Origin of the sequence: Alcaligenes nematophilus (assembly GCF_026344155.1) — a bacterium.
Taxonomy (GTDB): domain Bacteria; phylum Pseudomonadota; class Gammaproteobacteria; order Burkholderiales; family Burkholderiaceae_B; genus Alcaligenes; species Alcaligenes phenolicus.
In genome coordinates, this window is record NZ_JAPKMZ010000003.1 from 161786 (window position 1) to 182883 (window position 21098).

A 21098-nucleotide genomic window follows, 5' to 3' on the forward strand; every position below is an offset into this window, starting at 1 on the left:
TCTTGCCGAAAAAGGACTTTTAACGACTCACATTAACCGTAAAATCATTTTCAGGAAACAGAGACTCCATGCTTTTCGCTCTAGCTATCCAATCATTTTCATCGGCCAACTGACGCATACGCATCTTATAGTGCTCATCATCTTTCACGGCAAATGCGCGTTCAATTTGCACAACAAACTCGGATAACGAGCCGGCCGAAAATACTTCTTCGTAGCACGTGCACTCATCCATCGCAGAACTAACCACCACAGGAATTTCTAACGCAAAATACTCAAACAACTTCAAAGGAGATGTTGTTTTAGCTATTTCACCTGGAGCAAACGGTATTGTTGCTATATCGAAATGCTGTGCATAAGCTGGCAACACAGCATATTCTATTGGCCCAAGCCACAATACATTATCTAAATCCGGCAGCCTTAAGCTCCCTCCAAAGTAATCTGGCCCTATATAAACGAACCCATAATCAGGAAGCTTCTCAGCCAGCTCAGCAATGACCTCGTACCATAACCAAGGGGCTAACGCACCGAAGTAGCCAATAACCCTGTCATATTGCCCCAAAAAACTGGAGTACTTTTCTGGTAAAACCACATCGCCCCAATCTTGACGATAGTGGCGGGTGTCCACCCCATTAGCGACAAACCTAACCTTTGGCTCCCCGACTTCTGCAACCGACTCCTGGACCAGAGCCTTTGACGAGGCAACGATATAATCAGCATCGCCTCCAAACGCCAGATTTTTTAGCTGATTAAGAACCTCGACATTGTCACCGGAAATTGCAGGGTCAATATGGTCAATGTATTCATAGATAACAACATTACCCTCCAGCATGTGCGGGCCGTACTCCCTCAACACTCCATAAGCGGTGCTGTAAAAGGAGCGCAGAACCCCTTTCAGATGACGGGATTCTCTGGCATGCACCAACCAGACGTTGTCGCCCAAACACCGCGCGCCTGTCACGTCATCACAGGCCCAACAGTGGGTTTCATACAGGACCAGATAACCAAGACGGCCAAACGCTTTAGCCATATGCTGCGGACGCTGATACAAGGGGACATTCCAATCGATAACCGCGGACTGAACAAAAACACCTTTGTACTGATCTCGAAACGCCAAGATATTTGCTTCAAACTGCGACCAGCTCAAATCGTTTTTACCATCGCGGCGCCCCTCATTACTACGACGGACCTGCTGCCCAAGAACTCTGCGCTTTAAAGGCAATAGCTTCTGTTGTACTCGCCAAGGCAACCTGCGATATACAGCCCCTAAAAAAGGTTTCAATTTACTCAGCATATTTCCCCGATCCACTGTCTCTTACAGAGTTAGACGTCATTTAAACGCGCTTACACAGATAATCGACAATGCGCTTACAGGCCGCACCGTCCCCATAAGGATTATGGGCATAGCTCATAGCCTTATAAGCAGCAGAATCATTCAGCAAAACTGCCAGCTCATGGCAGATCACCTCAGAGCACGTACCTACCAACTTCACAGTACCGGCGCTCACCGCTTCAGGTCTTTCGGTGGTATCCCGCATAACAAGTACAGGCTTGCCTAACGCAGGGGCCTCCTCCTGAATCCCCCCAGAATCTGTCAAGATGACACTTGAACGACTCATTAGATAGACAAACGGTAGGTAGTCCTGCGGCTCCAACAGGTACACATTAGAAATTTTGCTCAACACGCGCGCGACTGGCTCTTGCACGTTCGGGTTCATATGGACTGGATACACGAAGTCCACTTGGGGAAACTCCTTTGCGCTGCGACATATACTTTGACAAATGCGCTCAAACCCGTCCCCAAAACTCTCACGCCTATGGCCAGTTATCAAAACCATCCGGCGTTTTTCATTCAGAAAATTAAAGCGTTCTGACATCTCTTTAGCTAAAGAGGGCTCAGTCTCGATTTTCTGTACTACTGACAACAAGGCGTCAATAACAGTGTTGCCTGTCACTACGATCTCTTCTGCTCCCACTCCCTCTCGCAACAAGTTCTGGCGAGCCTGAGCTGTAGGGGCAAAATGAATACAGGCCAACACGCCGGTCAAGCGCCTGTTTCCTTCCTCTGGCCACGGTGAATAAATGTTGCTCGTACGCAATCCTGCCTCAACATGACCGACTGGGATCTGATGATAGTAGGCAGCTAAAGTACTGGCGAAGGTTGTAGCTGTATCACCATGAACTAGTACCAAATCAGGTCTGAACTGCTCAAACACCCCTTTTAAACCCTGTAGAATCGCCCCTGTCACATCGTTCAAATTCTGGCCAGGCCTCATGACATTCAGATCAAAATCTGGCTGAAGATCAAAGAGAGACAGCACTTGGTCCAACATCTGGCGGTGCTGGGCAGTGACACAAACTTTAGTATCAAACTCCGTTCGTGTGGCTAGCTCTCGCACCAGAGGAGCCATTTTTATAGCCTCTGGTCGAGTACCAAAAACTGTTAAAACCCTCATTAAACACCTTTTCTTGAACAAACCAATGTGAGCAGTGCCGGATCGCCAATCAGCGCATCACGTGTGCAGTCAGACAGCTTACACGCTTAATAAGCCAATCGTACGACTGGCCGAGACAAGACGTATCTATTACTTGTCATATGAAGCAGTTAAGAAACAGAACCTGCATATAACCCAAACATATGGGCTAAGTTCCAGCTCCATACCTTCATGCAAATAATGATTTAGTCAACCGTCTTATCTAACACTCCGACAATAAAACTCAGAGCTCTGCATATTTATAAAATTAATGAACTTATAAGTATGTCACCGCCTTTATGTCATCTAAAAAGGAGCATGTTGACAGACGCAATCAACTCTTAACGTTTTTAAAGCTAGATAAAATATCAGTACGAGCAACTCGCCCACTAACAGACCTTAACCTTAGATGCCCTTACCCCATCTAATTTCCCCATGAGCAATACTCACGCGACTTTAGTCAGCATTGTTATGCCAGCGTTTAATGCTGCTGACACATTACCAACCGCAGTAGCATCGGTGCAGCAGCAGGACCACCCGTCCTGGGAGCTATTTATTATTGATGATGGCTCAAATGACAATACTCCCGCCCTGATTCTGGAGTATGCAGCTAAAGACCCTCGCATCAAGTTCATTCAGCAACCATTTAATCAAGGAGTTGCGGCCGCACGTAATGCAGGCATCAAAGCTGCTCAAGGAAGATACCTGGCCTTTCTCGACTCCGATGACCTCTGGTTTCCTCACAAGCTGAGTAAGCAGTTAAAAACTATGCAGGAACACCAGGCCACGGTCTCGATGACAGCCTATTATCGTTTCCAGCAGCTCCCGCAGTGGCAAAGCACGAGCACTCCCCCACTCAGGGTGGATTACAAAAACTTGCTTAAAGGAAATGCTATTGGCAACCTGACCGGGATGTATGACTGCCAGGAATTAGGCAAGGTCTATCAAAAAGCAGTTCGTCATGAAGACTATTTAATGTGGCTGGAAATCGTACGTAGAGCAGGGATGGCCTATGGCTTACAAGAAGTCCTGGCCGCTTATCGTGTGAGCGCAGCTAGCTTGTCCGCCAACAAGCTCAAGTCCTTACAGTGGACATGGCAAATCTATAGACGTCATCTGAAACTGCCCGTTGTACAATCCAGCTATCTAATGTTTCACTACATCGTGAAAGCAATTCTGAAGCGGGCTTAGCTAACCATGGAAACTGTCGTTCAGTCTGCACCTTGGGTCGACTTCATCCTGGTTAACTACAATGGTGGCAAGAAAATTGTTGATACCATCAACAGCATCAAGCAATTCAGCACCAGACATGCCTACACCATTACCATTGTCGACAATGGCTCTACAGACCAAAGTTGTAGTCTGATTGCCCAGCAGTATCCTGACACCCAAATCATTCAGACACATGCCAATCTGGGCTTTGGTCGGGCTTGCAACATAGGGGTTGCCCATACCCAAGCCCCAAACATCCTCCTGATTAATCCCGACGCCAAACTGCAAACCGATGTTCTAAGTATTTTCGAACAATTTCTGAACATATATCCGGACTCTCCCAGGCCGATTCTAGGTGGTTCAGCATTGGGGATCAAAGGGCAACCTGATTTTGCCTTCGAACGCTTCCCGAACTGTTTTACGTTGTTGTTAAAGTCTGTAGGGCTAGGGCGTCTGCTTCGCAGTAGACAGCCGCTAACGACTCCCACACAGGTTGACCATGTGTCCGGTAGCCTGCTGTTTATCAGCCGCGAACAATATATGGCCCTGGAGGGCTTTGACGAACAGTTCTTTCTGTACTTTGAAGAGACAGATCTACAGTTCCGCGCCCGTGAAATGGGAATCCCATCTTTCCATATCCCTGCCGCTCAGTACTTCCACGAAGCTGGGGGTACCTTCACAGACAAGTCTTTCCGTGGCCAATGCTACAGCGCGGGCATGAAAGTCTATTTGAAGAAGCGCTACGGTGCAGCAGGCAAGTTGATTTTTACAGTTTACGATGTACTAGACAGGCTGACCCGCCCCGCACGGCACGTGGTCAAATGCCTGCTGCGCGAGCATAAATCTAACGCGCCCCAAAGCCAGTAAGCATCGTTTTTACTGTCAAAAATACAATATAAACATCAAGCATTACCGAACAATGCTTGATGTAATAGAAGTCGTGCTCGATCTTGACGCGAGTGTCGTCAGCGTTAGCCACATACCCTTGGCGCACCTGGGCCCAACCCGTGATACCGGGTTTCACGACATGGCGGTAGCTATAAAACGGGATTTTTTCATCAAACTCCCGCACGAAAGAGGGCTGCTCGGGCCTAGGGCCAATCAAACTCATTTCCCCTCGCAGCACGTTGTAAAACTGGGGTAACTCATCAATCCGTAATTTACGAATAATTCTGCCAACCCGAGTAATGCGGGGGTCATCCTCCCCTGCAAACTGTTCAACCTCACATTCCTGGTCAAAGCGCATGCTGCGCAGCTTATAAATAGTGAACTCGCGGTTTCCCAAGCCTATCCGCTGCTGGCAATAAATGACTTTACCTGGGCTTTCCAAACGGATGGCCACCATCGCTACCAGGCACACAGGGATCACAACCACGGCACTGGCAATGACCATTGAATAGTCAAAAATCAACTTCAAAATCTCGTAGCCCCTAGAGGGCAGCAAGGAACCGATCGTGTTCTCCGACATACGATCAATTTTGACGCGCCCGGTCAAAGACTCAAACACTTGTCGAGAGTTGTACACCGCGACCCGATCCAGCGCACAGCGTGTCAGAAAGCGCTCAGCATCAGGCTGTATACAAGAAAAATCCGCTACAACTCCATCGTAACGATACCCGGCAAGATCAAGGCTGCTCAGCATGCGACCATCCAAGCCTGGTAGATCCAGCAGGGTCTCGGCCTCCCCTCCGGGCACAATGGCCAGCTTCAGTACTCGGTAGCGAGTGGTTAATAGGCTTTCCAGCAAAAACCAGATCAAAGCCAGAAAACTGCTGCTCAACAGCAGCGCCCGTGAGGCGTCATAACGAAACACAAAACTGGTAATGTAGATGACAGCGTAAGTCACCCCCACCGTAGGGATAATCAGCCACGCGCTGCGGGCTCCAGGATAGCCTTGCTGGCTCTTGTCAATCAGCAGCTTGCAACTGACAAATGCGACTATGGCCAGAATCAGTGCTGTACGTTGACCATCATCCAGGCTCCATAACCGGTCCCATCCCCACAACAGCAAAACCGGGGCTAGCACCACGACAACAAACCCAATCAACCACGAGCTTGGCCCGGATAGTAGGAGTATCTCGTGCAAACGCTTAAACCGCCTGATTTTAATTTGATTCATCGAAGCACTAATAACCTAAAATAGCCCATTTACGCGCCAATTATACGTCGCTCCCGAGTAACGCTAGATAGCCCAAGCAGATTTACTTGATGGGTCTGACGGGTAAATACCGCAACCTTCGTGTGATCTGCTCACGCGCTTTTGCCCAAGCAAACTTTTTGCATCTTTTTTCTCATGTCCGAGCCCGTATCCAAGTCTACTTTCTCATTCAATGCGGCCGCTCATTTAGGCGTAAGTCTGTTCTTTATTAGTCTGCTTTCCACTCGTAATATCTATTCGGTGGGTGTCGCCATTTTGCTGTTGGCAACCGTTTCAGGGTATCTGGTGTGTTCTCAAACTCGTCGGTCCATGCAAAGCCAGAGCATCAGCCGGGGCTTGTATACGATACTGACACTAACCTTTGCCTACGGTCTGCTGATCTGGTTCTTGCACCAGAACCCTGGTAATCAGCTGGATCTGCTAAGCCGCTACCTGCTGCTTGTCCCCATTCTGTACATGCTCAGCTCAATTCGCATGCATAGCAACGTGATCTGGGTTTGTTTTGCTTTAGGCACGCTATCCGCTTTGTGGATCATCCCAGCCCAATACGGTGGCTCTTTACACGACGGTCGCATCTACGGTTATACCGGCGCCATCCAGTTTGGCAATATTGCGTTAAGCCTTGCTTGCTTCTGCCTGACAGCCATACTGAGCCAGCTCAGCCAGCAGCATCGCTCTACAACGGTTCTTCTTCTATCTGTGCTGGGCTGTCTGGCGGGTTTTCTCCTATCGCTTCTATCAGGCAGCCGTGGCGGCTGGATTGCCCTTCCTGTCGTGTTTCTGATACTTGCCTACGCCTATTTACCCAAGCAACACTTTCGGCGAGGTGTAATGATCCTCTCCTTGGCCGCGCTCCTGAGCGCCAGTATCCTGTGGCAAACTGATACCATCCAGTCACGGGTTGCTCTGGCGCAGCACGATATTGAACAATTTGAAGCAGGCAACGCCAACACCTCCATTGGCGCCCGCTTTGCCATCTGGCAAGCGAACTGGACCCTGATAAAGGAGCAGCCGTTTTCTGGTTGGTCCTACGCTCAACACCAACAGGCCCTCGAGGACCTGGTTAAAGACGGACAGGCAGATCCCGTAGTTTTGAAGTTGGCCAACTCACATAACAATTACATTGAGACCTGGGTAGACTGGGGCTTGGCAGGTCTGCTCTTGCAATGTTCACTTTTGCTTTACTGCTTTTATGGCTTTATTCGCCGGGTTCATTCCTCAGACACGCTCACTCGCGCGTACGCTACCTGCGGAAGTATTGTTGTTGCCGTATACATACTGGCCAACCTGACCCAGAACATGATGGAACGCAATAACACGCTCCTGTTTTTCCTGATTAGTGTAGCGATATTCTGGAGCCAGATTTACCCCAACCAAGCCAAGCGTCATTCTGCGACCTAGCTCATGTCTGCCAAGAAATTACTCGGTAATTCGTTCTGGAATCTGAGCTCCTATATGGTGCTCATGTTCGCATTCCTGCCCTCCATGGGCTTGATGGCACGACTGCTGGGCCTGGAGCCTTTTGGCATTTACACACTACTCTTTGCCTTGGTCGGCTATGCCAGCCTGTTTGACCTGGGGATCAGCCGTGCCTTGATCAGAGCCATTGCCATGGCCAGCCAGTCCCCTCGGCAAATCCAGTCAATTCTAGGTACAGCAAGTTTACTGATCTTGCTCAGCAGCAGTGTTGCCGCTGCGCTGGTTTATCTGCTCAGCCCCTTTTTGGTGCAGTGGCTCAATATCAGCATGGAGTTACGCCCAGACAGCCTGTTCGCCTTTCGTCTCCTGGCACTAACTCTGCCTTTACTGCTGATGCAAGCAGTGTGGTTGTCCTACCTGGAGGGACTATCGGACTTCAAACGGGTCAACATACAACGAACCATCAGCGGCTTGCTGCTCGCTGTCTTGCCCTTGCTGACCATTCTTTATCAGGCCAGTCTCAGCTATGCCGTTCTCGGTCTGTTTGCCGGACGTTTACTCAGTTGCCTGCTCGCCTACTTCTGGGCTCTGCCTGCCCATGTCCGTCAAGGAATGTGGCGCTGGGACAAACAACAAGCGCAGGCCTTATTGCGCTTTGGGGGCTGGCTGACAGTCAGCAATTTGATCAGCCCTTTAATGGTGTATTTTGATCGCTTCTTGCTATCTAACCTGAATGGGGCAAGCACAGTCAGTTTTTACACAGCACCATCAGAAGCTATTACTCGCTTACTAAACATTCCAGGGGCAGTTGTCCGAGTGATTTTCCCCTTACTCAGCGCTCAAAAAGATGCACGCCAGGAAACCCGTCTGACTTACCTGTTGCTACTGGCAGTATGCGGACTGATCAGCTTGATAGGCATTGTGGGAGCCAAGTGGATTATCTTGCTCTGGCTTGGTGAAACCTATGTAGAGCAGTCCGTACCGATTCTACAAGTTCTGTTGCTGGGTTTCTTTTTCAACGCCATTGCCCAGATTCCTTACACCGTGATCCAAGCCCAGGGATACGCCCACATTACCGCCTATGTACACTTGGCTGAGATCCTGCCCTATATCGCTTTGCTATACGTACTGATTTCTCAGTTCGGGCTGCTAGGCGCCGCAATTGCCTGGACCAGCCGGGTTATCGTAGACTGCCTTGCCCTATTAATACTGGCTAAACGCTATCGCTAAGCCATTCGGAACGCTACTTAATCGTCATGCATATTCTCGTTACCGGTGGCGCCGGCTTCATCGGTTCAGCCTTGATCCGTCATCTTATCCAGGAGACAGAGCACTTCGTCCTGAATGTGGACAAATTGACGTATGCAGGCAATCTGGAGTCGCTGGCTTCGGTCCAGGAACACCCTCGATATCAATTTGCGCAAAACGATATCCAGGATGGGCCAGCTATACAGGCTCTGCTGGAAAAATTCCAACCTGATGCCATCATGCACCTGGCGGCCGAGTCGCATGTGGATCGATCTCTAGATGGCCCGGCAGCGTTCATTCAGACCAATATTGTAGGCACCTGCACCTTGCTGGAGTGTGCGCGCCATTATTGGAACTCACTGCCAGCGCCCAAAAAATCCAATTTCCGCTTCCATCACATATCGACGGACGAAGTGTATGGCGATCTGCATAACACCACGGAGCTCTTTGTAGAAACCACGCCCTATGCGCCCAGCTCACCGTACTCAGCCAGCAAGGCCAGTTCAGACCACCTGGTACGAGCCTGGCAACGTAGCTATGGCCTGCCCACCTTGCTCAGCAACTGCTCCAATAACTACGGCCCCTACCATTTCCCTGAAAAACTTATTCCTCACATGATCTTGAATGCCCTCAAAGGGCAAGCGCTACCTGTGTATGGCGAGGGCAAGCAAATCCGTGACTGGCTGTATGTGGAAGATCACGTACGAGCTTTGCTGACGGTCCTGAAAAAAGGCCAGGTAGGTCAAACCTACAATATTGGTGGCCATAACGAGCAGCAGAATATCCATGTCGTTCAAGAGATCTGCGCACTGCTCGAAGAGCTGGCTCCGGTAAAACCCGCTGGTATCCAGCGTTACACAGACCTGATCACCTACGTGCAGGACAGACCTGGCCACGATCAGCGCTACGCTATTGATGCTAGCAAGATTGAACGGGAATTGGGCTGGAGACCCCAGGAAACCTTCGAGACGGGCTTGCGCAAAACTGTACAGTGGTATTTAGAAAACTCGGGCTGGTGGGAGCGTATCCTTAACGGTCAATATCAGCTACATCGCTTAGGCAAGACAGAATAATGAAAGGCATCATCCTCGCCGGTGGATCCGGTACCCGCTTGCACCCTATTACCTTGGGGGTATCCAAGCAACTACTGCCTATCTACGATAAGCCCATGATTTATTACCCCTTGTCAGTACTGATGCTGGCCGGGATACGTGAAATTCTGATCATTTCCACCCCTGCCGATCTACCCAGCTTTCGTGCTCTGCTGGGTGATGGCAGCAACTTTGGCATTCAGTTGAGCTATGCCGAGCAAGCCTCCCCAGATGGGTTAGCACAGGCTTTTCTGATCGGGGCCGATTTCATTGGCTCCGACCGGGTCAGCCTGATCCTGGGGGACAATATTTTTTATGGCTATGGTTTTAGCCAGATGCTGAAAGAGGCGGCACAACGCGAACAAGGAGCCACTATTTTTGGCTATCAAGTCAGCGATCCAGAACGCTTTGGCGTGGTGGAGTTCGATGCCCAGGGCAAAGCTGTCTCGATCGAAGAGAAACCCCAGCAGCCCAAATCCAATTTTGCCGTAACTGGCCTGTACTTCTACGACAATCACGTCGTAGATATCGCCCGCCAGGTACGCCCTTCTGCTCGTGGTGAGCTGGAAATTACCGACGTAAACAATGCCTACCTACAGCAAAGTAATTTACATGTCAGCCTGTTAGGCCGAGGCTTTGCATGGCTGGACACCGGCACTCACGAAAGTCTGCAAGAAGCCGGCAGCTTTGTACGCACGATTGAGCATCGCCAAGGACTGAAAATCGCCTGTCTGGAAGAAATTGGCTTTAAGCAAGGATGGCTTGAACGTAGCGCCTTGGAACGGCAAGCACAGGCTTTGGCAAAAACAGAATACGGCCAATATTTGCACAAGCTTCTCCAAGACCCAATTCTGCCTGGAAAAGCCCCTTAACTTTTACGCAAGGCCTGCACTTTTTGCAGGTATTGCCCAGCATAATGCTGGTCAAAATAGTCTGCATATTGGGCCTGCCATACTCCCCGTGCGCGTGCTGCCGCTTGTTGAACCTGCTGCATGTCCAGGTCTTTTAACCAGGCTTCAATCGCCTGCTGACCTTCCTCTACGGCCCAACCTGTTTGATGCTCAAGTACCTTCGTAGCAGTCGGAATGCCGGCTGTCGTCAACATGGCGCGCCCGAGCATCAAGTGCTCGTAATATTTGTTAGGCGCAGCAAATAAATGATTGGGAACTGTCTTGTAATACATCCCCACCACAATCTGGCATGACTGCATCAGCTGAAGCCCTTGAACCGAACTTTGTGCCCCATAGTAATGAATATGAGGATGTTTCTGTGCGGAGTGCGTAAACAAATCCGCCAACGGGCCGTATCCCGCCACGTGCAGCTCACAAGCGGGGGACTGCTCACACGCAGCCAGTAGGTCTTCCAGGCCACGATTCTTTGCTTCGAGCACTCCAAAATAAGCAATCTTCACAGGTTGCTCATCAGAGACCGGCACATAGTTCTGAATCTCGGATTTCTGTGGGACATTCTCCAGCACCATTAAAGAGGGGGTTGCGGGATCAATGCCTTGCTGCGCTATACGGCATGGATCAGCCAGAATTCCCACATCAGCCGTCTTCAGCAGATAGTTTTCGAGCTTGTCTACCCATCTGCCTAAAGCGCCCGGAAAATAGCGTAAGGAACTGTACTTGTCATAGACATCAAAAATCCAAGGCTTCCTACATAGCACCGCGTACACCTTCACAGCCATCGCGGTATCCAGATCGATAGCATGGACCAAATCGATCTTGCGATTATTTTTTAACAACCAGCGCAAGACAAATACATTCCAGAAGGCAATACCAATCAGGCTACGCCACCCGGCACCCAGTGCGGCTGGACGCGTGTAATAGGTGTCGTTGCTGGTCCTCTGTGCAGGAACCGTTCCTCGCTCCCAGCCGACAAAATGGTAAGGGATCTGCGCCTCGTCCAAAACCTTGAGGTACTTGGCCAGCTTGCCATCCACATGGCGCAGGTACGAGCGTATAAAAACAACCATTCGCGCTTAATCCAGTGTTTTACTCAAGCCATCCACGATAGCTAAAAAAGGGTCAAATAGATACAATTTCAGGCTTGCTGTCGTGCCAGCCTTATACTGCATCAAGAGCTTTAGCAGGTTTGTAAATACCGCAGCTTGCGTCGCTTTTCCCGCCCGACACAGCCCCCCATACCCCAAACCAAATATTTGCAATGACCATTTATCCCACCCGCCTGCCTGGTGTTCTGATTATTGAACCAGCTGTTTTTGGTGATGAGCGTGGTTTCTTCAAGGAAACTTTTCACCAGCAACGCTATCAGGAACTGGCTGGGATCAATCTACCATTTGTGCAAGACAACTTTTCTCGCTCCGAGAAAGGGGTCTTGCGTGGTCTGCATTTTCAAAAAACTCGGCCTCAAGGAAAGCTGGTCAGTGTCAGCCGGGGAGCAGTATACGATGTGGCTGTAGATATACGGCCAGACTCACCCACTTTGGGCCAATATGTAGGCATTGAGCTCAGCGAATCCAACCATAAGCAGTTGTGGATTCCTCCAGGTTATGCCCATGGTTTTTGTGTTCTGTCTGACTTTGCCGACTTCAGCTACAAGTGCACCGACTTTTACTTTCCTGAAGATGAAGGTGGCTTGGCATGGAATTGCCCTGAAGTAGCGATTGCCTGGCCAATCCAGAACCCCCAGTTGTCCAAGAAGGATAAAAACTACCCTGTGCTGAGCCAGCTCATCGCACAAAGCAAAGCCTGAATCCATGTCACTCCCATCCTTCCTGATTACTGGAGCCCACGGTCAATTAGGCCAGTCTTTTGCCTGGCTCGATAAAAGTACAAAGATTGACGCCAGCCTAATCCTGCTTGGCCGTGCCGATCTGGATATCACACAAGCAAAGTCCATTACCCAGGCTCTGGATCAGTATCGTCCTGATATCGTGATCAATGCTGCAGCCTATACGGCAGTCGACAAAGCCGAGTCAGAACCTCAGGCTGCACGGCTAATCAACTGCACAGCCCCTGGCCTGCTCGCACTGGCATGTGCAGAGCGAGGCATAAGCATGCTGCAGGTCTCGACAGACTATGTCTTTGACGGCTCATCGACACAGCCTTACTCCGAAGACGCCCCTACCAATCCACTTGGCATTTACGGGCAAAGCAAGCAGGAGGGAGAACAGGCAGTCCTGGCCGCCCTACCCTCTGCCATCATTCTGCGCACAAGCTGGGTGTTCAGCCAATTTGGCACTAACTTTCTGAAAACCATGCTTCGCTTGGGACAGGAACGCTCTGAGTTACGCATTGTGGCTGATCAGATTGGTGGCCCAAGCTACGCACCGCATATTGCCCAAGTGCTATTGGCGCTGGCAGAAAAACTATTTGAGTCCAAGCAGAACCCAGACAAGCATCGGCCGCCTTCAGGCATCTACCATTTCGCAGGGCAACCTAATGTCAGCTGGTATGAGTTTGCCCAGGAGATCTTCAGCCAGGCGGTCAAACTGGGATTATTGGCTCAAGCCCCCAGCCTGACACCTATCCCCACCAGCCACTACCCCACACCTGCAAAGCGACCAGCACAATCGCGCCTACTGCAAACCAGGCTTGATTCTTTATTAGGCCCGCAAAATAAGGAGCGAGACTGGCGTCAGGGTGTAGAGAAAAGCCTGCTATCGCTTAAAAGCACTCGCTAAGGCTGATCCTCCTCACGCTTGGGGAGTACTCCTGAGCCATTCAACTCACATTAATACGGCATCGGCCCACTCTTCTGCACAAGCTATGGCCGCTAGCACGATGCCCCGCCCCTTCTGCCCCCTTCTTTCTACTTCTAGCAGGATTATCGTCCTTACCCTGAAGTAGCCGTCACACGCAACAGCCGTGTTCCCCCCCTGCATTTCCTTGAAAAGCCAAACGCAAAAAAGCCACCCCTAAGGGTGGCTTTTTCACGGATGCTACCGACTTGAGCTTAGTGCTTGCGCGCGTTGCTCAAGCGACGTGCTGCGGCAGCTTGAGCGGCCAGCATGGCCAGCTCGGCTTCCACAACAGCAATATCGGCCTTGTCCTTGGTGTTACGCAGGGCTTCTTCCGCATGCTTGCGGGCTTCCAGCGCCTTTGCTTCATCCAGGTCTTGTGCGCGAATCGCGGTATCCGACAATACAGTGACTTTCCCAGGCTGAACCTCGAGTATGCCGCCAGCGACAAAGATATGCTCTTCGCTGCCATCGTCCATAACGATCTTCAGCGTGCCGGGACGAATCCGCGAGATCAGTGGAGTGTGACCGGGCAAAATACCCAGCTCCCCAGCCTCGCCGGGCAGTGCCACGAACTTTGCTTCACCAGCAAAGATCGATTCTTCAGCACTAACCACGTCAACATGAAGCTTAGCCATGAGTAATCCTTATTACTGAATAGTCTTGGCTTTTTCGAAAGCCTCGTCGATCGAACCGACCATGTAGAACGCCTGTTCTGGCAGTGCATCACACTCGCCGTCGACGATCATCTTGAAGCCGCGCAGGGTTTCAGCCAGTGGAACGTACTTACCAGGCGAGCCGGTAAACACTTCTGCCACGTGGAAAGGCTGAGACAGGAAGCGCTGGATCTTACGAGCGCGGGCAACAGCCTGCTTGTCTTCTGGAGACAGCTCGTCCATACCCAGAATCGCGATAATGTCACGCAATTCCTTGTAGCGCTGCAGCGTTTGCTGAACACCGCGAGCCACTGCGTAGTGCTCTTCGCCCACAATTTGTGGATCCAGCTGACGGCTGGTGGAGTCCAGAGGGTCCACAGCGGGGTAAATACCCAGAGCAGCAATGTCACGCGACAACACAACGGTGGAGTCCAAGTGCAAGAAGGTCGTAGCAGGCGATGGGTCAGTCAAGTCATCGGCTGGAACGTAAACGGCCTGGATGGACGTAATCGAACCGGTCTTGGTGGAGGTAATGCGCTCTTGCAGCTTACCCATTTCCTCGGCCAGCGTAGGCTGGTAACCCACTGCGGAAGGCATACGACCCAGCAAAGCGGACACTTCGGTACCGGCCAGCGTGTAGCGGTAGATGTTGTCCACAAAGAACAGGATGTCACGGCCTTCGTCACGGAACTTCTCGGCCATGGTCAGGCCGGACAGTGCCACACGCAGACGGTTGCCTGGAGGTTCGTTCATCTGACCGAACACCATGGCCACTTTGGATTCGCTCAGGTTGTCCATCTGGATAACGCCAGCATCGGCCATTTCGTGGTAGAAGTCGTTACCTTCACGGGTACGCTCACCCACACCGGCAAACACGGACAGACCGCTGTGTGCCTTGGCGATGTTGTTGATCAGCTCCAGCATGTTCACGGTCTTGCCCACACCGGCACCACCGAACAGACCAACCTTACCACCCTTGGCGAACGGGCAAACCAGGTCAATCACTTTAATACCGGTTTCCAGCAGCTCTACGGAAGGCGACAGTTCGTCGAAAGTAGGAGCAGCCTGGTGAATGGCGCGACGCTCGTCGGACTGGATAGGACCGACTTCGTCAATGGGGCGACCCAGAACGTCCATAATGCGGCCCAGAGTACCAACACCGACTGGCACGGAGATAGGAGCGCCCGAACCGGCCACTTCCATACCGCGGCGCAGGCCGTCGCTGGAACCCATGGCGATGGTGCGAACTACACCGTCACCCAATTGTTGCTGTACTTCAAAAGTCAGGCCTTTTTCTGCGAAAGCCGAACTTTCGTCAACGAGCGTCAATGCTTCGTAGACTTTAGGGATGCTGTCGCGGGGGAACTGAATATCCACCACGGCGCCGATGCACTGAACGATGGTACCGTTGCTCATGTTGAGTCCTTGCAATATAACTTTGATGGTGTGCCTTGCCGTGATTACACAGCAGCGGCACCCCCCACGATTTCAGAGATTTCTTTCGTAATCGCTGCCTGGCGGGTCTTGTTATAGACCAGCTGAAGATCACCGATAACGGTCTTGGCGTTGTCCGAAGCGGCTTTCATGGCCACCATACGGGCAGACTGCTCAGAGGCCATGTTCTCGGCAACGGCCTGATACACCAGACCCTCTACGTAACGCAGCAACAAGTCGTCAATAACCGACTTGGCATCGGGTTCGTAGATGTAATCCCAACCGTATTCGGAAGAGTTAGCGCTTTCTTGAGCGACTACCTGATCACCAGCCTGGAAAGGATCTTTCAGACCGGAAGGCAGAGGCAGCAAGCGAATAAATGTTGGGTCCTGCTTCATCGTATTGACAAAGCGGCTGGTCGCCAGATAAACAGCATCAATGCGGCCTTCCACGAAGTCGTCGATCTGCACTTTGATAGCGCCAATCAGACGTTCCAGGTTAGGCGCGTCGCCCAAGCCCACTTCCTGAGAAACCAGATTGGCACCAACACGCGCCAATGTTCCAGCAGCTTTACCACCCAGAGCCGTTGTCTGAACCTTAATACCCTTGTCCTCAAACTCGCGAACACGCGCAAGTACCAGACGCAGAATATTGGTGTTCAGGCCGCCACACAGACCTTTGTCCGTGCTGACAACCACGATACCTACCGATTTGACTTCGGCAGGCTCAACCATGTAGGGGTGAGTGTAGTCGGGGTGCGCCTGCATCAGATGCGAAGCAATCTCGCGCACCTTGTCTGCATAGGGACGACCAGCACGCATCCGCTCTTGCGCCTTGCGCATCTTGGATGCCGCCACCATCTCCATGGCTTTGGTGATCTTGGACGTGTTTTGCACGCTCTTGATCTTAGTACGAATTTCCTTGATTCCGGCCATCACACTTTCCTGTAAGGGCATTATCGGGAGCCAGACTAGGCTGTCGACTCCCGCTAATCATGACGCCGGGGTTTCCGGCGCCTGCCAACAATGATTAGAAAGCGCCGTGCTTTTTGAAGTCCTGGATGGCTGTAACCAACTCAGCCTCGTCTTCTTTAACCAGTTCCTTCTTGCTTTCGATACGCTCAACCAGGGCAGCGAACTTGCTGCGCAGGTGATCTTTCAGGCCTTTCTCGAAAGGCAGAACCTGAGCGACTTCCAGATCGTCGAAGTAACCGTTGTTCACAGCGTACAGGCTCACGGCCAGTTCCCACACAGCCAGAGGCTGGTACTGGGGCTGCTTGAGCAGTTCGACCACGCGCTTACCACGTTCCAGCTGGCGACGGGTTGCGTCATCCAGGTCGGAAGCGAACTGAGCAAACGCAGCCAATTCACGGTACTGAGCCAAGTCGGTACGAATACCGCCGGACAGTTTCTTGATGACCTTGGTTTGAGCAGCGCCACCCACGCGGGACACCGAAATACCGGCGTTAATAGCGGGACGAACACCAGCGTTGAACAGGTCGGACTCCAGGAAGATCTGACCGTCAGTAATCGAAATCACGTTGGTTGGAACGAAAGCGGAAACGTCACCGGCTTGCGTTTCAATGATAGGCAGTGCGGTCAACGAACCGGTCTTGCCCTTCACTTCACCGTTAGTGAATTTTTCTACGTACTCGGCGTTCACACGAGCAGCGCGCTCGAGCAGACGGGAGTGCAGGTAGAACACGTCACCGGGGTAGGCTTCACGGCCTGGTGGGCGACGCAGCAACAGGGATACTTGACGGTAGGCCCAAGCTTGCTTGGTCAAGTCGTCATAAATGATCAGGGCGTCTTCGCCACGATCACGGAAGTATTCACCCATGGTGCAACCGGAGTAAGGAGCCAGGTATTGCATGGCAGCGGACTCGGAAGCCGAGGCGGCCACAACAATCGTGTACTCCAGAGCACCGTGCTCTTCGAGCTTGCGCACCACGTTGTTGATCGTGGAAGCTTTTTGGCCCACGGCAACGTAGATACATTTAACGCCATTGCCCTTTTGAGCAATGATGGTGTCCACAGCCACGGCAGTCTTGCCGGTCTGACGGTCACCAATGATCAGTTCGCGCTGACCACGACCGATTGGCACCATGGAATCCACGGCTTTCGTGCCGGTCTGCATGGGCTGGGAGACGGACTCACGGGCGATAACGCCAGGAGCCACTTTCTCGATGACGTCAGTCATCTTGGCGTTGATCGGGCCCTTGCCGTCGATAGGCATACCCAGAGTATCAACCACACGACCCAGCAGTTCGGGGCCAACGGGTACTTCCAGAATGCGGCCAGTTGTTTTAACTGCGTCGCCTTCGGAAACACCGGTGTATTCACCCAGAATCACGGCGCCGACAGAGTCGCGCTCGAGGTTAAGGGCCAGACCGAACGTGTTGTTCGGAAATTCGAGCATTTCGCCCTGCATCACATCGGACAAACCGTGGATGCGCGTAATACCGTCGGTCACGGATACGACCGTGCCTTGTGTACGAACGTCAGTCGACGCACCCAGGCCTTCGATGCGGCTCTTGAGCAGTTCGCTGATCTCGGACGGATTAAGTTGCATGTTCAGACTCCTGAAATCCTGTTTACTGACTCGCGCTATGCGGTCAGCGTATCGCGCATGCTGGCCAGCCGGGCCTGCACGGAAGTGTCGAGCACCTGGTCACCAACAATCACCCGAATACCGCCGATAAGGTCAGCGTCGACGGTCACAGTCGGTTTTAGCTTCAGGCCAAACTTTTTCTCCAGCCCAGCGGTCAGCTCAGCAACCTGAGCCTCAGCCATCGGGAAAGCACTGATAATCTGTGCCTGCGCCGTGCCTTCGAGTTGGTGTTTCAATAGATCAAACTGTTCTGCAATTTGTGGCAACAGCAAGATGCGCTGGTTATCCACCAACAATTGAAGAAAGTTGCGAGCCTTTTCGGTGACCTGTGACTTAACCAGGCCCGTAAAGAGTTCGAGTCGCTGCCCGTTATTCAGGCGCGGATCGTTCAGTGCCTCGCGCACATCGTGGAGACCGGCCACCTGAGCCATTTCGGACAACAGGGCCGACCACGATTCGAGACCCTGGCTGTCGTCGCGCACGGCGGCGAACAGGGCTTCGGCGTAAGGTCTGGCAATAGTCGATAGTTCAGCCATGGCCTGCCTTGATGTTAAAGTTCTGCCTTGAGCTGCTCGAGCAGCTGGGCGTGCGCATTAGCGTCAACTTCGCGTCGCAAGATTTGCTCGGCACCCTTGACGGCCAAGGCAGCCACTTCGCTACGCAGACCTTCACGTACACGTTGCACTTCCTGGTTAGCGTCTTGCTGGGCCTGCGCAATAATGCGGGCTTTTTCGGCTTCGGCTTCACGACGAGCTTGCTCCAAAAGAGCAGTCGCTTGTTTTTCAGCGTCGACAATGCGTTGATGGTTTTCGGACTTGGCCGAAGCATCCATCAGGCTGATACGCGCTTGGGCCTGTGCCAGATCGGCCTTGCCTTTATCGGCAGCAGCCAAACCATCAGCGATTTTCTGACGACGATCATCGATTGCTTTCGTCAGTGGCGGCCATACGAATTTCATCGTAAACCAGGCCAAAACGAAAAACACGATCATCTGAAAAAAGAGAGTCGCGTTTAAATTCACGGTCGTATCCCTTCAATACCACGTGTGTAGGAAGCGGTATGCGTCCTGACACATGTATGTTCAAGTCGACAAGCGGTGCATGATCAAACCGAGCAACACACCGCTAACGACGACTGCCTGCCCGTCTGCCAAAAGCGGCAACGGACTCGCCTTATTACCCAACGAATGGGTTGGCGAATGCAAACAACATGGCGATACCGACACCGATCAGGAAAGCAGCATCGATCAGACCGGCCAACAGGAACATCTTGGTTTGCAGAGCGTTCATCAGTTCAGGCTGACGAGCCGATGCTTCCAGATATTTACCACCCATCAGGGCGATACCAATGCAAGCGCCAAAAGCGCCCAGACCGATGATGATACCGCAAGCAAGAGCAACGAGAGCTACGTTGGTCATGACAACTCCTTGGTTAAAAATCAGGTGTAATTCAAAAAAATCAAAGCGTTAGCAGGCCAGGCCTGCTCCCCCCAACCAGACACCATTGTCCAGTCGGAATCGGATTAATGGCCTTCGTGTGCTTGTCCAATATAGACAAGGGTGAGCATCATGAAGATGAACGCCTGGAGCAACACAATCAGAATGTGGAAGATTGCCCACACAGAACCGGCCAGAATGTGACCGATACCCAGTCCCAGGCTGGCGCCATTAAACCCTGTCCATGCGCCACCCAGCAGAGCGATCAACATGAAAACCAGTTCACCGGCAAACATATTGCCGAACAACCGCATGCCCAAGGACACGGACTTGGCCGCGTATTCGATGCAGTTCAGCAAGAAGTTGAAAGGTGCCAGCACAACGGCCATCAGGCCTGTGGCAGTGAACGGTGCAGTAAACAGCTCTTTGACGAAGCCGCCGGGGTGCTTGATCTTGATGCCGTAGTAGAACATCAGCAGCAGCACGCCCATGGACATGCCCATAGGCACGTTCAAGTCAGCGGTTGGCAAAATACGGTGGTAGTACAGAGGGTCGCCATGTTCAGCGGCCAGACCGGTCTGGATGAAGATCCAGCCCAGACCATCAACGGGCAGCAAGTCCAGCACGTTCATCATGATGATCCACAGGAACACGGTCAGCGCCAGGGGCGAGACAAATTTCCGGGACTCAGCGTTAGGAACAATGGATTTGGCCTGGTCTTCAACCCAATCGACCAGCATTTCTACAAAAGACTGCAAGCGGCCTGGTACGCCGGCTGTTGCGGCCGAAGCGGCGCGCCACAGAAAGAAAACCACAACCAGACCCATCAGCAGGGACCAGAACATGGAGTCGTAGTTAATGACACCGAAGTTGGCCAGAACATCCTGTTTTTCACCCAAGTTGTTCAAGTGAACCAAGTGATGCTGGATGTACCCTGACTGAGGCGAAATATCACTAGCAGCAGCCATCTGTATTTACCCTGTGATGTATACGTTATGGGACGAGCCCGTGAAACAAAAATTCGTTATGGCAGCTTGCGGAAAAACAGCAGCAGCACATATCCCTTCAAGACACACAGCAGGCCAAAGAGCAAGGCAGGCCAAACTAACCAGCCCGTGTTTGCCATGGCAGCCGTTGCCAGTGTCAATACCGCAAAACCGAGTTTGAATGCCTCCCCCCAGAAGAAGGAAAGCGCTCCGGCGTTGCCGCCGCCCATCAAACCCAGCAAAAGACGCAATGCGAACAATGCGTTAGGCACAAAATAAGCAGCCGCACCAATCAGTGCTGAGGCTGCTGCATATGCGCCGGAAATCCATGCCGACAGGCCAATTGCCACCAGACCCATAAAAGCCTGGGCAACAAGTGTGCGCACAATTCCTTGCCCTGCCCGGCGAGCCATGCGGCTACGTTGCTCGGGCGTAAGTACTACGGGTTCCGGAAATGGTGGCTTGTCCCCTGCTGCCTGCACCGTGGCTGTGGTGCCTGTCTGCTGATAAATCGGCTGATTCATAGTAGGAAACAATCAGATAACGTTGTGTGGGTGGATGTACTGCAAAGGCCTTGGCCAATCCATCCGCGCAATATTATCGGCCCCTTTCAAAAGCCGGTGTCGTCAAACCCATAAAGTATAGCGTCTTTTTTTTGTTGTAAGCAAATT

At 51.9% G+C, this 21098-nt stretch carries 21 protein-coding genes; 8 read left to right on the plus strand and 13 right to left on the minus strand.

What is annotated here, in order from left to right:
* Positions 1-19 precede the first annotated feature (19 nt).
* Positions 20-1291, minus strand: a complete 1272-nt coding sequence (locus OSH04_RS09490) for a glycosyltransferase family protein (protein WP_254002324.1) — start codon at positions 1289-1291, stop codon at positions 20-22.
* A 40-nt stretch (positions 1292-1331) separates the two neighbouring features.
* The gene (gene wecB, locus OSH04_RS09495; RefSeq protein WP_254002325.1) at positions 1332-2453 is read right to left on the minus strand and encodes a non-hydrolyzing UDP-N-acetylglucosamine 2-epimerase; all 1122 of its coding nucleotides are present in this window, start codon (positions 2451-2453) and stop codon (positions 1332-1334) included.
* Between the two features lie 453 nt (positions 2454-2906).
* Here wecB and OSH04_RS09500 point away from each other — a divergent pair, with 453 nt between their 5' ends.
* A complete protein-coding gene (locus tag OSH04_RS09500; RefSeq protein ID WP_254002326.1) occupies positions 2907-3662 on the plus strand; it encodes a glycosyltransferase family 2 protein in 756 nt (251 codons plus the stop codon).
* 6 nt (positions 3663-3668) lie between these two features.
* Entirely contained in the window at positions 3669-4550 is an 882-nt protein-coding gene (locus OSH04_RS09505; RefSeq protein WP_254002327.1) for a glycosyltransferase family 2 protein, read from the plus strand.
* Here OSH04_RS09505 and OSH04_RS09510 read toward each other — a convergent pair.
* The gene (locus tag OSH04_RS09510; protein WP_254002328.1) at positions 4528-5802 is read right to left on the minus strand and encodes an exopolysaccharide biosynthesis polyprenyl glycosylphosphotransferase; all 1275 of its coding nucleotides are present in this window, start codon (positions 5800-5802) and stop codon (positions 4528-4530) included. The genes OSH04_RS09505 and OSH04_RS09510 overlap by 23 nt on opposite strands.
* Before the next feature lie 141 nt (positions 5803-5943).
* Between OSH04_RS09510 and OSH04_RS09515 the strand changes: the two genes are divergently transcribed.
* Genes OSH04_RS09515 through rfbA form a run of 4 tightly spaced genes read left to right on the plus strand, consistent with a single transcriptional unit; the run spans position 5944 to position 10471 of the window.
* Entirely contained in the window at positions 5944-7242 is a 1299-nt protein-coding gene (locus tag OSH04_RS09515; protein WP_254002329.1) for an O-antigen ligase family protein, read from the plus strand.
* A gap of 3 nt (positions 7243-7245) precedes the next feature.
* Positions 7246-8490, plus strand: a complete 1245-nt coding sequence (locus tag OSH04_RS09520; protein WP_266108337.1) for a flippase — start codon at positions 7246-7248, stop codon at positions 8488-8490.
* A 26-nt stretch (positions 8491-8516) separates the two neighbouring features.
* Positions 8517-9581: a dTDP-glucose 4,6-dehydratase gene (gene rfbB, locus OSH04_RS09525; RefSeq protein ID WP_254002331.1), complete on the plus strand. Its 1065-nt coding sequence runs from the start codon at positions 8517-8519 to the stop codon at positions 9579-9581.
* Positions 9581-10471 (plus strand): glucose-1-phosphate thymidylyltransferase RfbA, encoded by an 891-nt coding sequence (rfbA, locus tag OSH04_RS09530; protein WP_254002332.1) that lies wholly within the window; start codon positions 9581-9583, stop codon positions 10469-10471. The genes rfbB and rfbA overlap by 1 nt, the downstream gene beginning before the upstream one ends.
* Here rfbA and OSH04_RS09535 read toward each other — a convergent pair.
* On the minus strand, positions 10468-11577 hold the full coding sequence (locus tag OSH04_RS09535) for a glycosyltransferase family protein (RefSeq protein WP_266108338.1): 1110 nt from the start codon (positions 11575-11577) through the stop codon (positions 10468-10470). The two genes, rfbA and OSH04_RS09535, sit on opposite strands and share 4 nt — an antisense overlap.
* A 191-nt stretch (positions 11578-11768) precedes the next feature.
* On the opposite strand from OSH04_RS09535, the gene rfbC reads away from it, so the two are divergent.
* Positions 11769-12317 carry a dTDP-4-dehydrorhamnose 3,5-epimerase gene (gene rfbC / locus OSH04_RS09540; protein WP_254002334.1) on the plus strand — a complete coding sequence of 183 codons (549 nt, stop codon included), beginning with the start codon at positions 11769-11771 and terminating at the stop codon, positions 12315-12317.
* A 4-nt stretch (positions 12318-12321) separates the two neighbouring features.
* Positions 12322-13248, plus strand: coding sequence for a dTDP-4-dehydrorhamnose reductase (rfbD, locus tag OSH04_RS09545; RefSeq protein WP_266108339.1), 927 nt, complete (start codon positions 12322-12324; stop codon positions 13246-13248).
* Positions 13249-13520: 272 nt separating this feature from the next.
* On the opposite strand, the gene OSH04_RS09550 is transcribed toward rfbD, so the two are convergent.
* The 9 genes from OSH04_RS09550 to OSH04_RS09590 form a co-directional block, all read right to left on the minus strand.
* On the minus strand, positions 13521-13943 hold the full coding sequence (locus tag OSH04_RS09550) for a F0F1 ATP synthase subunit epsilon (protein WP_009464130.1): 423 nt from the start codon (positions 13941-13943) through the stop codon (positions 13521-13523).
* Positions 13944-13955: 12 nt separating this feature from the next.
* A complete protein-coding gene (atpD, locus tag OSH04_RS09555; protein ID WP_035270229.1) occupies positions 13956-15377 on the minus strand; it encodes a F0F1 ATP synthase subunit beta in 1422 nt (473 codons plus the stop codon).
* A 44-nt stretch (positions 15378-15421) separates the two neighbouring features.
* Complete coding sequence (gene atpG, locus OSH04_RS09560; protein ID WP_035270228.1) at positions 15422-16330, minus strand: F0F1 ATP synthase subunit gamma; 909 nt, start codon at positions 16328-16330, stop codon at positions 15422-15424.
* A 94-nt stretch (positions 16331-16424) separates the two neighbouring features.
* The gene (gene atpA, locus OSH04_RS09565) at positions 16425-17966 is read right to left on the minus strand and encodes a F0F1 ATP synthase subunit alpha (RefSeq protein WP_003805007.1); all 1542 of its coding nucleotides are present in this window, start codon (positions 17964-17966) and stop codon (positions 16425-16427) included.
* 35 nt (positions 17967-18001) lie between these two features.
* The gene (locus OSH04_RS09570) at positions 18002-18541 is read right to left on the minus strand and encodes a F0F1 ATP synthase subunit delta (RefSeq protein WP_003805005.1); all 540 of its coding nucleotides are present in this window, start codon (positions 18539-18541) and stop codon (positions 18002-18004) included.
* Positions 18542-18555: 14 nt separating this feature from the next.
* The gene (locus OSH04_RS09575; RefSeq protein ID WP_009464119.1) at positions 18556-19026 is read right to left on the minus strand and encodes a F0F1 ATP synthase subunit B; all 471 of its coding nucleotides are present in this window, start codon (positions 19024-19026) and stop codon (positions 18556-18558) included.
* 154 nt (positions 19027-19180) lie between these two features.
* The gene (atpE, locus tag OSH04_RS09580) at positions 19181-19423 is read right to left on the minus strand and encodes a F0F1 ATP synthase subunit C (protein ID WP_009464117.1); all 243 of its coding nucleotides are present in this window, start codon (positions 19421-19423) and stop codon (positions 19181-19183) included.
* A 104-nt stretch (positions 19424-19527) separates the two neighbouring features.
* Positions 19528-20409, minus strand: coding sequence for a F0F1 ATP synthase subunit A (atpB, locus tag OSH04_RS09585; protein WP_035270224.1), 882 nt, complete (start codon positions 20407-20409; stop codon positions 19528-19530).
* 56 nt (positions 20410-20465) lie between these two features.
* Positions 20466-20951 (minus strand): ATP synthase subunit I, encoded by a 486-nt coding sequence (locus tag OSH04_RS09590; protein WP_226349147.1) that lies wholly within the window; start codon positions 20949-20951, stop codon positions 20466-20468.
* Between the last annotated feature and the right edge of the window lie 147 nt (positions 20952-21098).

What these genes read in the sequence shown, in the direction of transcription:
- OSH04_RS09550 (WP_009464130.1), bottom strand. Translation starts at nt 13,943, where the DNA reads ATGGCTAAGCTTCATGTTGACGTGGTTAGTGCTGAAGAATCGATCTTT.
- OSH04_RS09490 (WP_254002324.1), bottom strand. Translation starts at nt 1,291, where the DNA reads ATGCTGAGTAAATTGAAACCTTTTTTAGGGGCTGTATATCGCAGGTTG.
- OSH04_RS09520 (WP_266108337.1), top strand. Translation starts at nt 7,246, where the DNA reads ATGTCTGCCAAGAAATTACTCGGTAATTCGTTCTGGAATCTGAGCTCC.
- rfbD (WP_266108339.1), top strand. Translation starts at nt 12,322, where the DNA reads ATGTCACTCCCATCCTTCCTGATTACTGGAGCCCACGGTCAATTAGGC.
- atpE (WP_009464117.1), bottom strand. Translation starts at nt 19,423, where the DNA reads ATGACCAACGTAGCTCTCGTTGCTCTTGCTTGCGGTATCATCATCGGT.
- OSH04_RS09505 (WP_254002327.1), top strand. Translation starts at nt 3,669, where the DNA reads ATGGAAACTGTCGTTCAGTCTGCACCTTGGGTCGACTTCATCCTGGTT.
- OSH04_RS09570 (WP_003805005.1), bottom strand. Translation starts at nt 18,541, where the DNA reads ATGGCTGAACTATCGACTATTGCCAGACCTTACGCCGAAGCCCTGTTC.
- atpA (WP_003805007.1), bottom strand. Translation starts at nt 17,966, where the DNA reads ATGCAACTTAATCCGTCCGAGATCAGCGAACTGCTCAAGAGCCGCATC.
- OSH04_RS09510 (WP_254002328.1), bottom strand. Translation starts at nt 5,802, where the DNA reads ATGAATCAAATTAAAATCAGGCGGTTTAAGCGTTTGCACGAGATACTC.
- OSH04_RS09590 (WP_226349147.1), bottom strand. Translation starts at nt 20,951, where the DNA reads ATGAATCAGCCGATTTATCAGCAGACAGGCACCACAGCCACGGTGCAG.
- rfbB (WP_254002331.1), top strand. Translation starts at nt 8,517, where the DNA reads ATGCATATTCTCGTTACCGGTGGCGCCGGCTTCATCGGTTCAGCCTTG.
- OSH04_RS09535 (WP_266108338.1), bottom strand. Translation starts at nt 11,577, where the DNA reads ATGGTTGTTTTTATACGCTCGTACCTGCGCCATGTGGATGGCAAGCTG.
- atpD (WP_035270229.1), bottom strand. Translation starts at nt 15,377, where the DNA reads ATGAGCAACGGTACCATCGTTCAGTGCATCGGCGCCGTGGTGGATATT.
- rfbC (WP_254002334.1), top strand. Translation starts at nt 11,769, where the DNA reads ATGACCATTTATCCCACCCGCCTGCCTGGTGTTCTGATTATTGAACCA.
- atpB (WP_035270224.1), bottom strand. Translation starts at nt 20,409, where the DNA reads ATGGCTGCTGCTAGTGATATTTCGCCTCAGTCAGGGTACATCCAGCAT.
- wecB (WP_254002325.1), bottom strand. Translation starts at nt 2,453, where the DNA reads ATGAGGGTTTTAACAGTTTTTGGTACTCGACCAGAGGCTATAAAAATG.
- OSH04_RS09500 (WP_254002326.1), top strand. Translation starts at nt 2,907, where the DNA reads ATGAGCAATACTCACGCGACTTTAGTCAGCATTGTTATGCCAGCGTTT.
- rfbA (WP_254002332.1), top strand. Translation starts at nt 9,581, where the DNA reads ATGAAAGGCATCATCCTCGCCGGTGGATCCGGTACCCGCTTGCACCCT.
- atpG (WP_035270228.1), bottom strand. Translation starts at nt 16,330, where the DNA reads ATGGCCGGAATCAAGGAAATTCGTACTAAGATCAAGAGCGTGCAAAAC.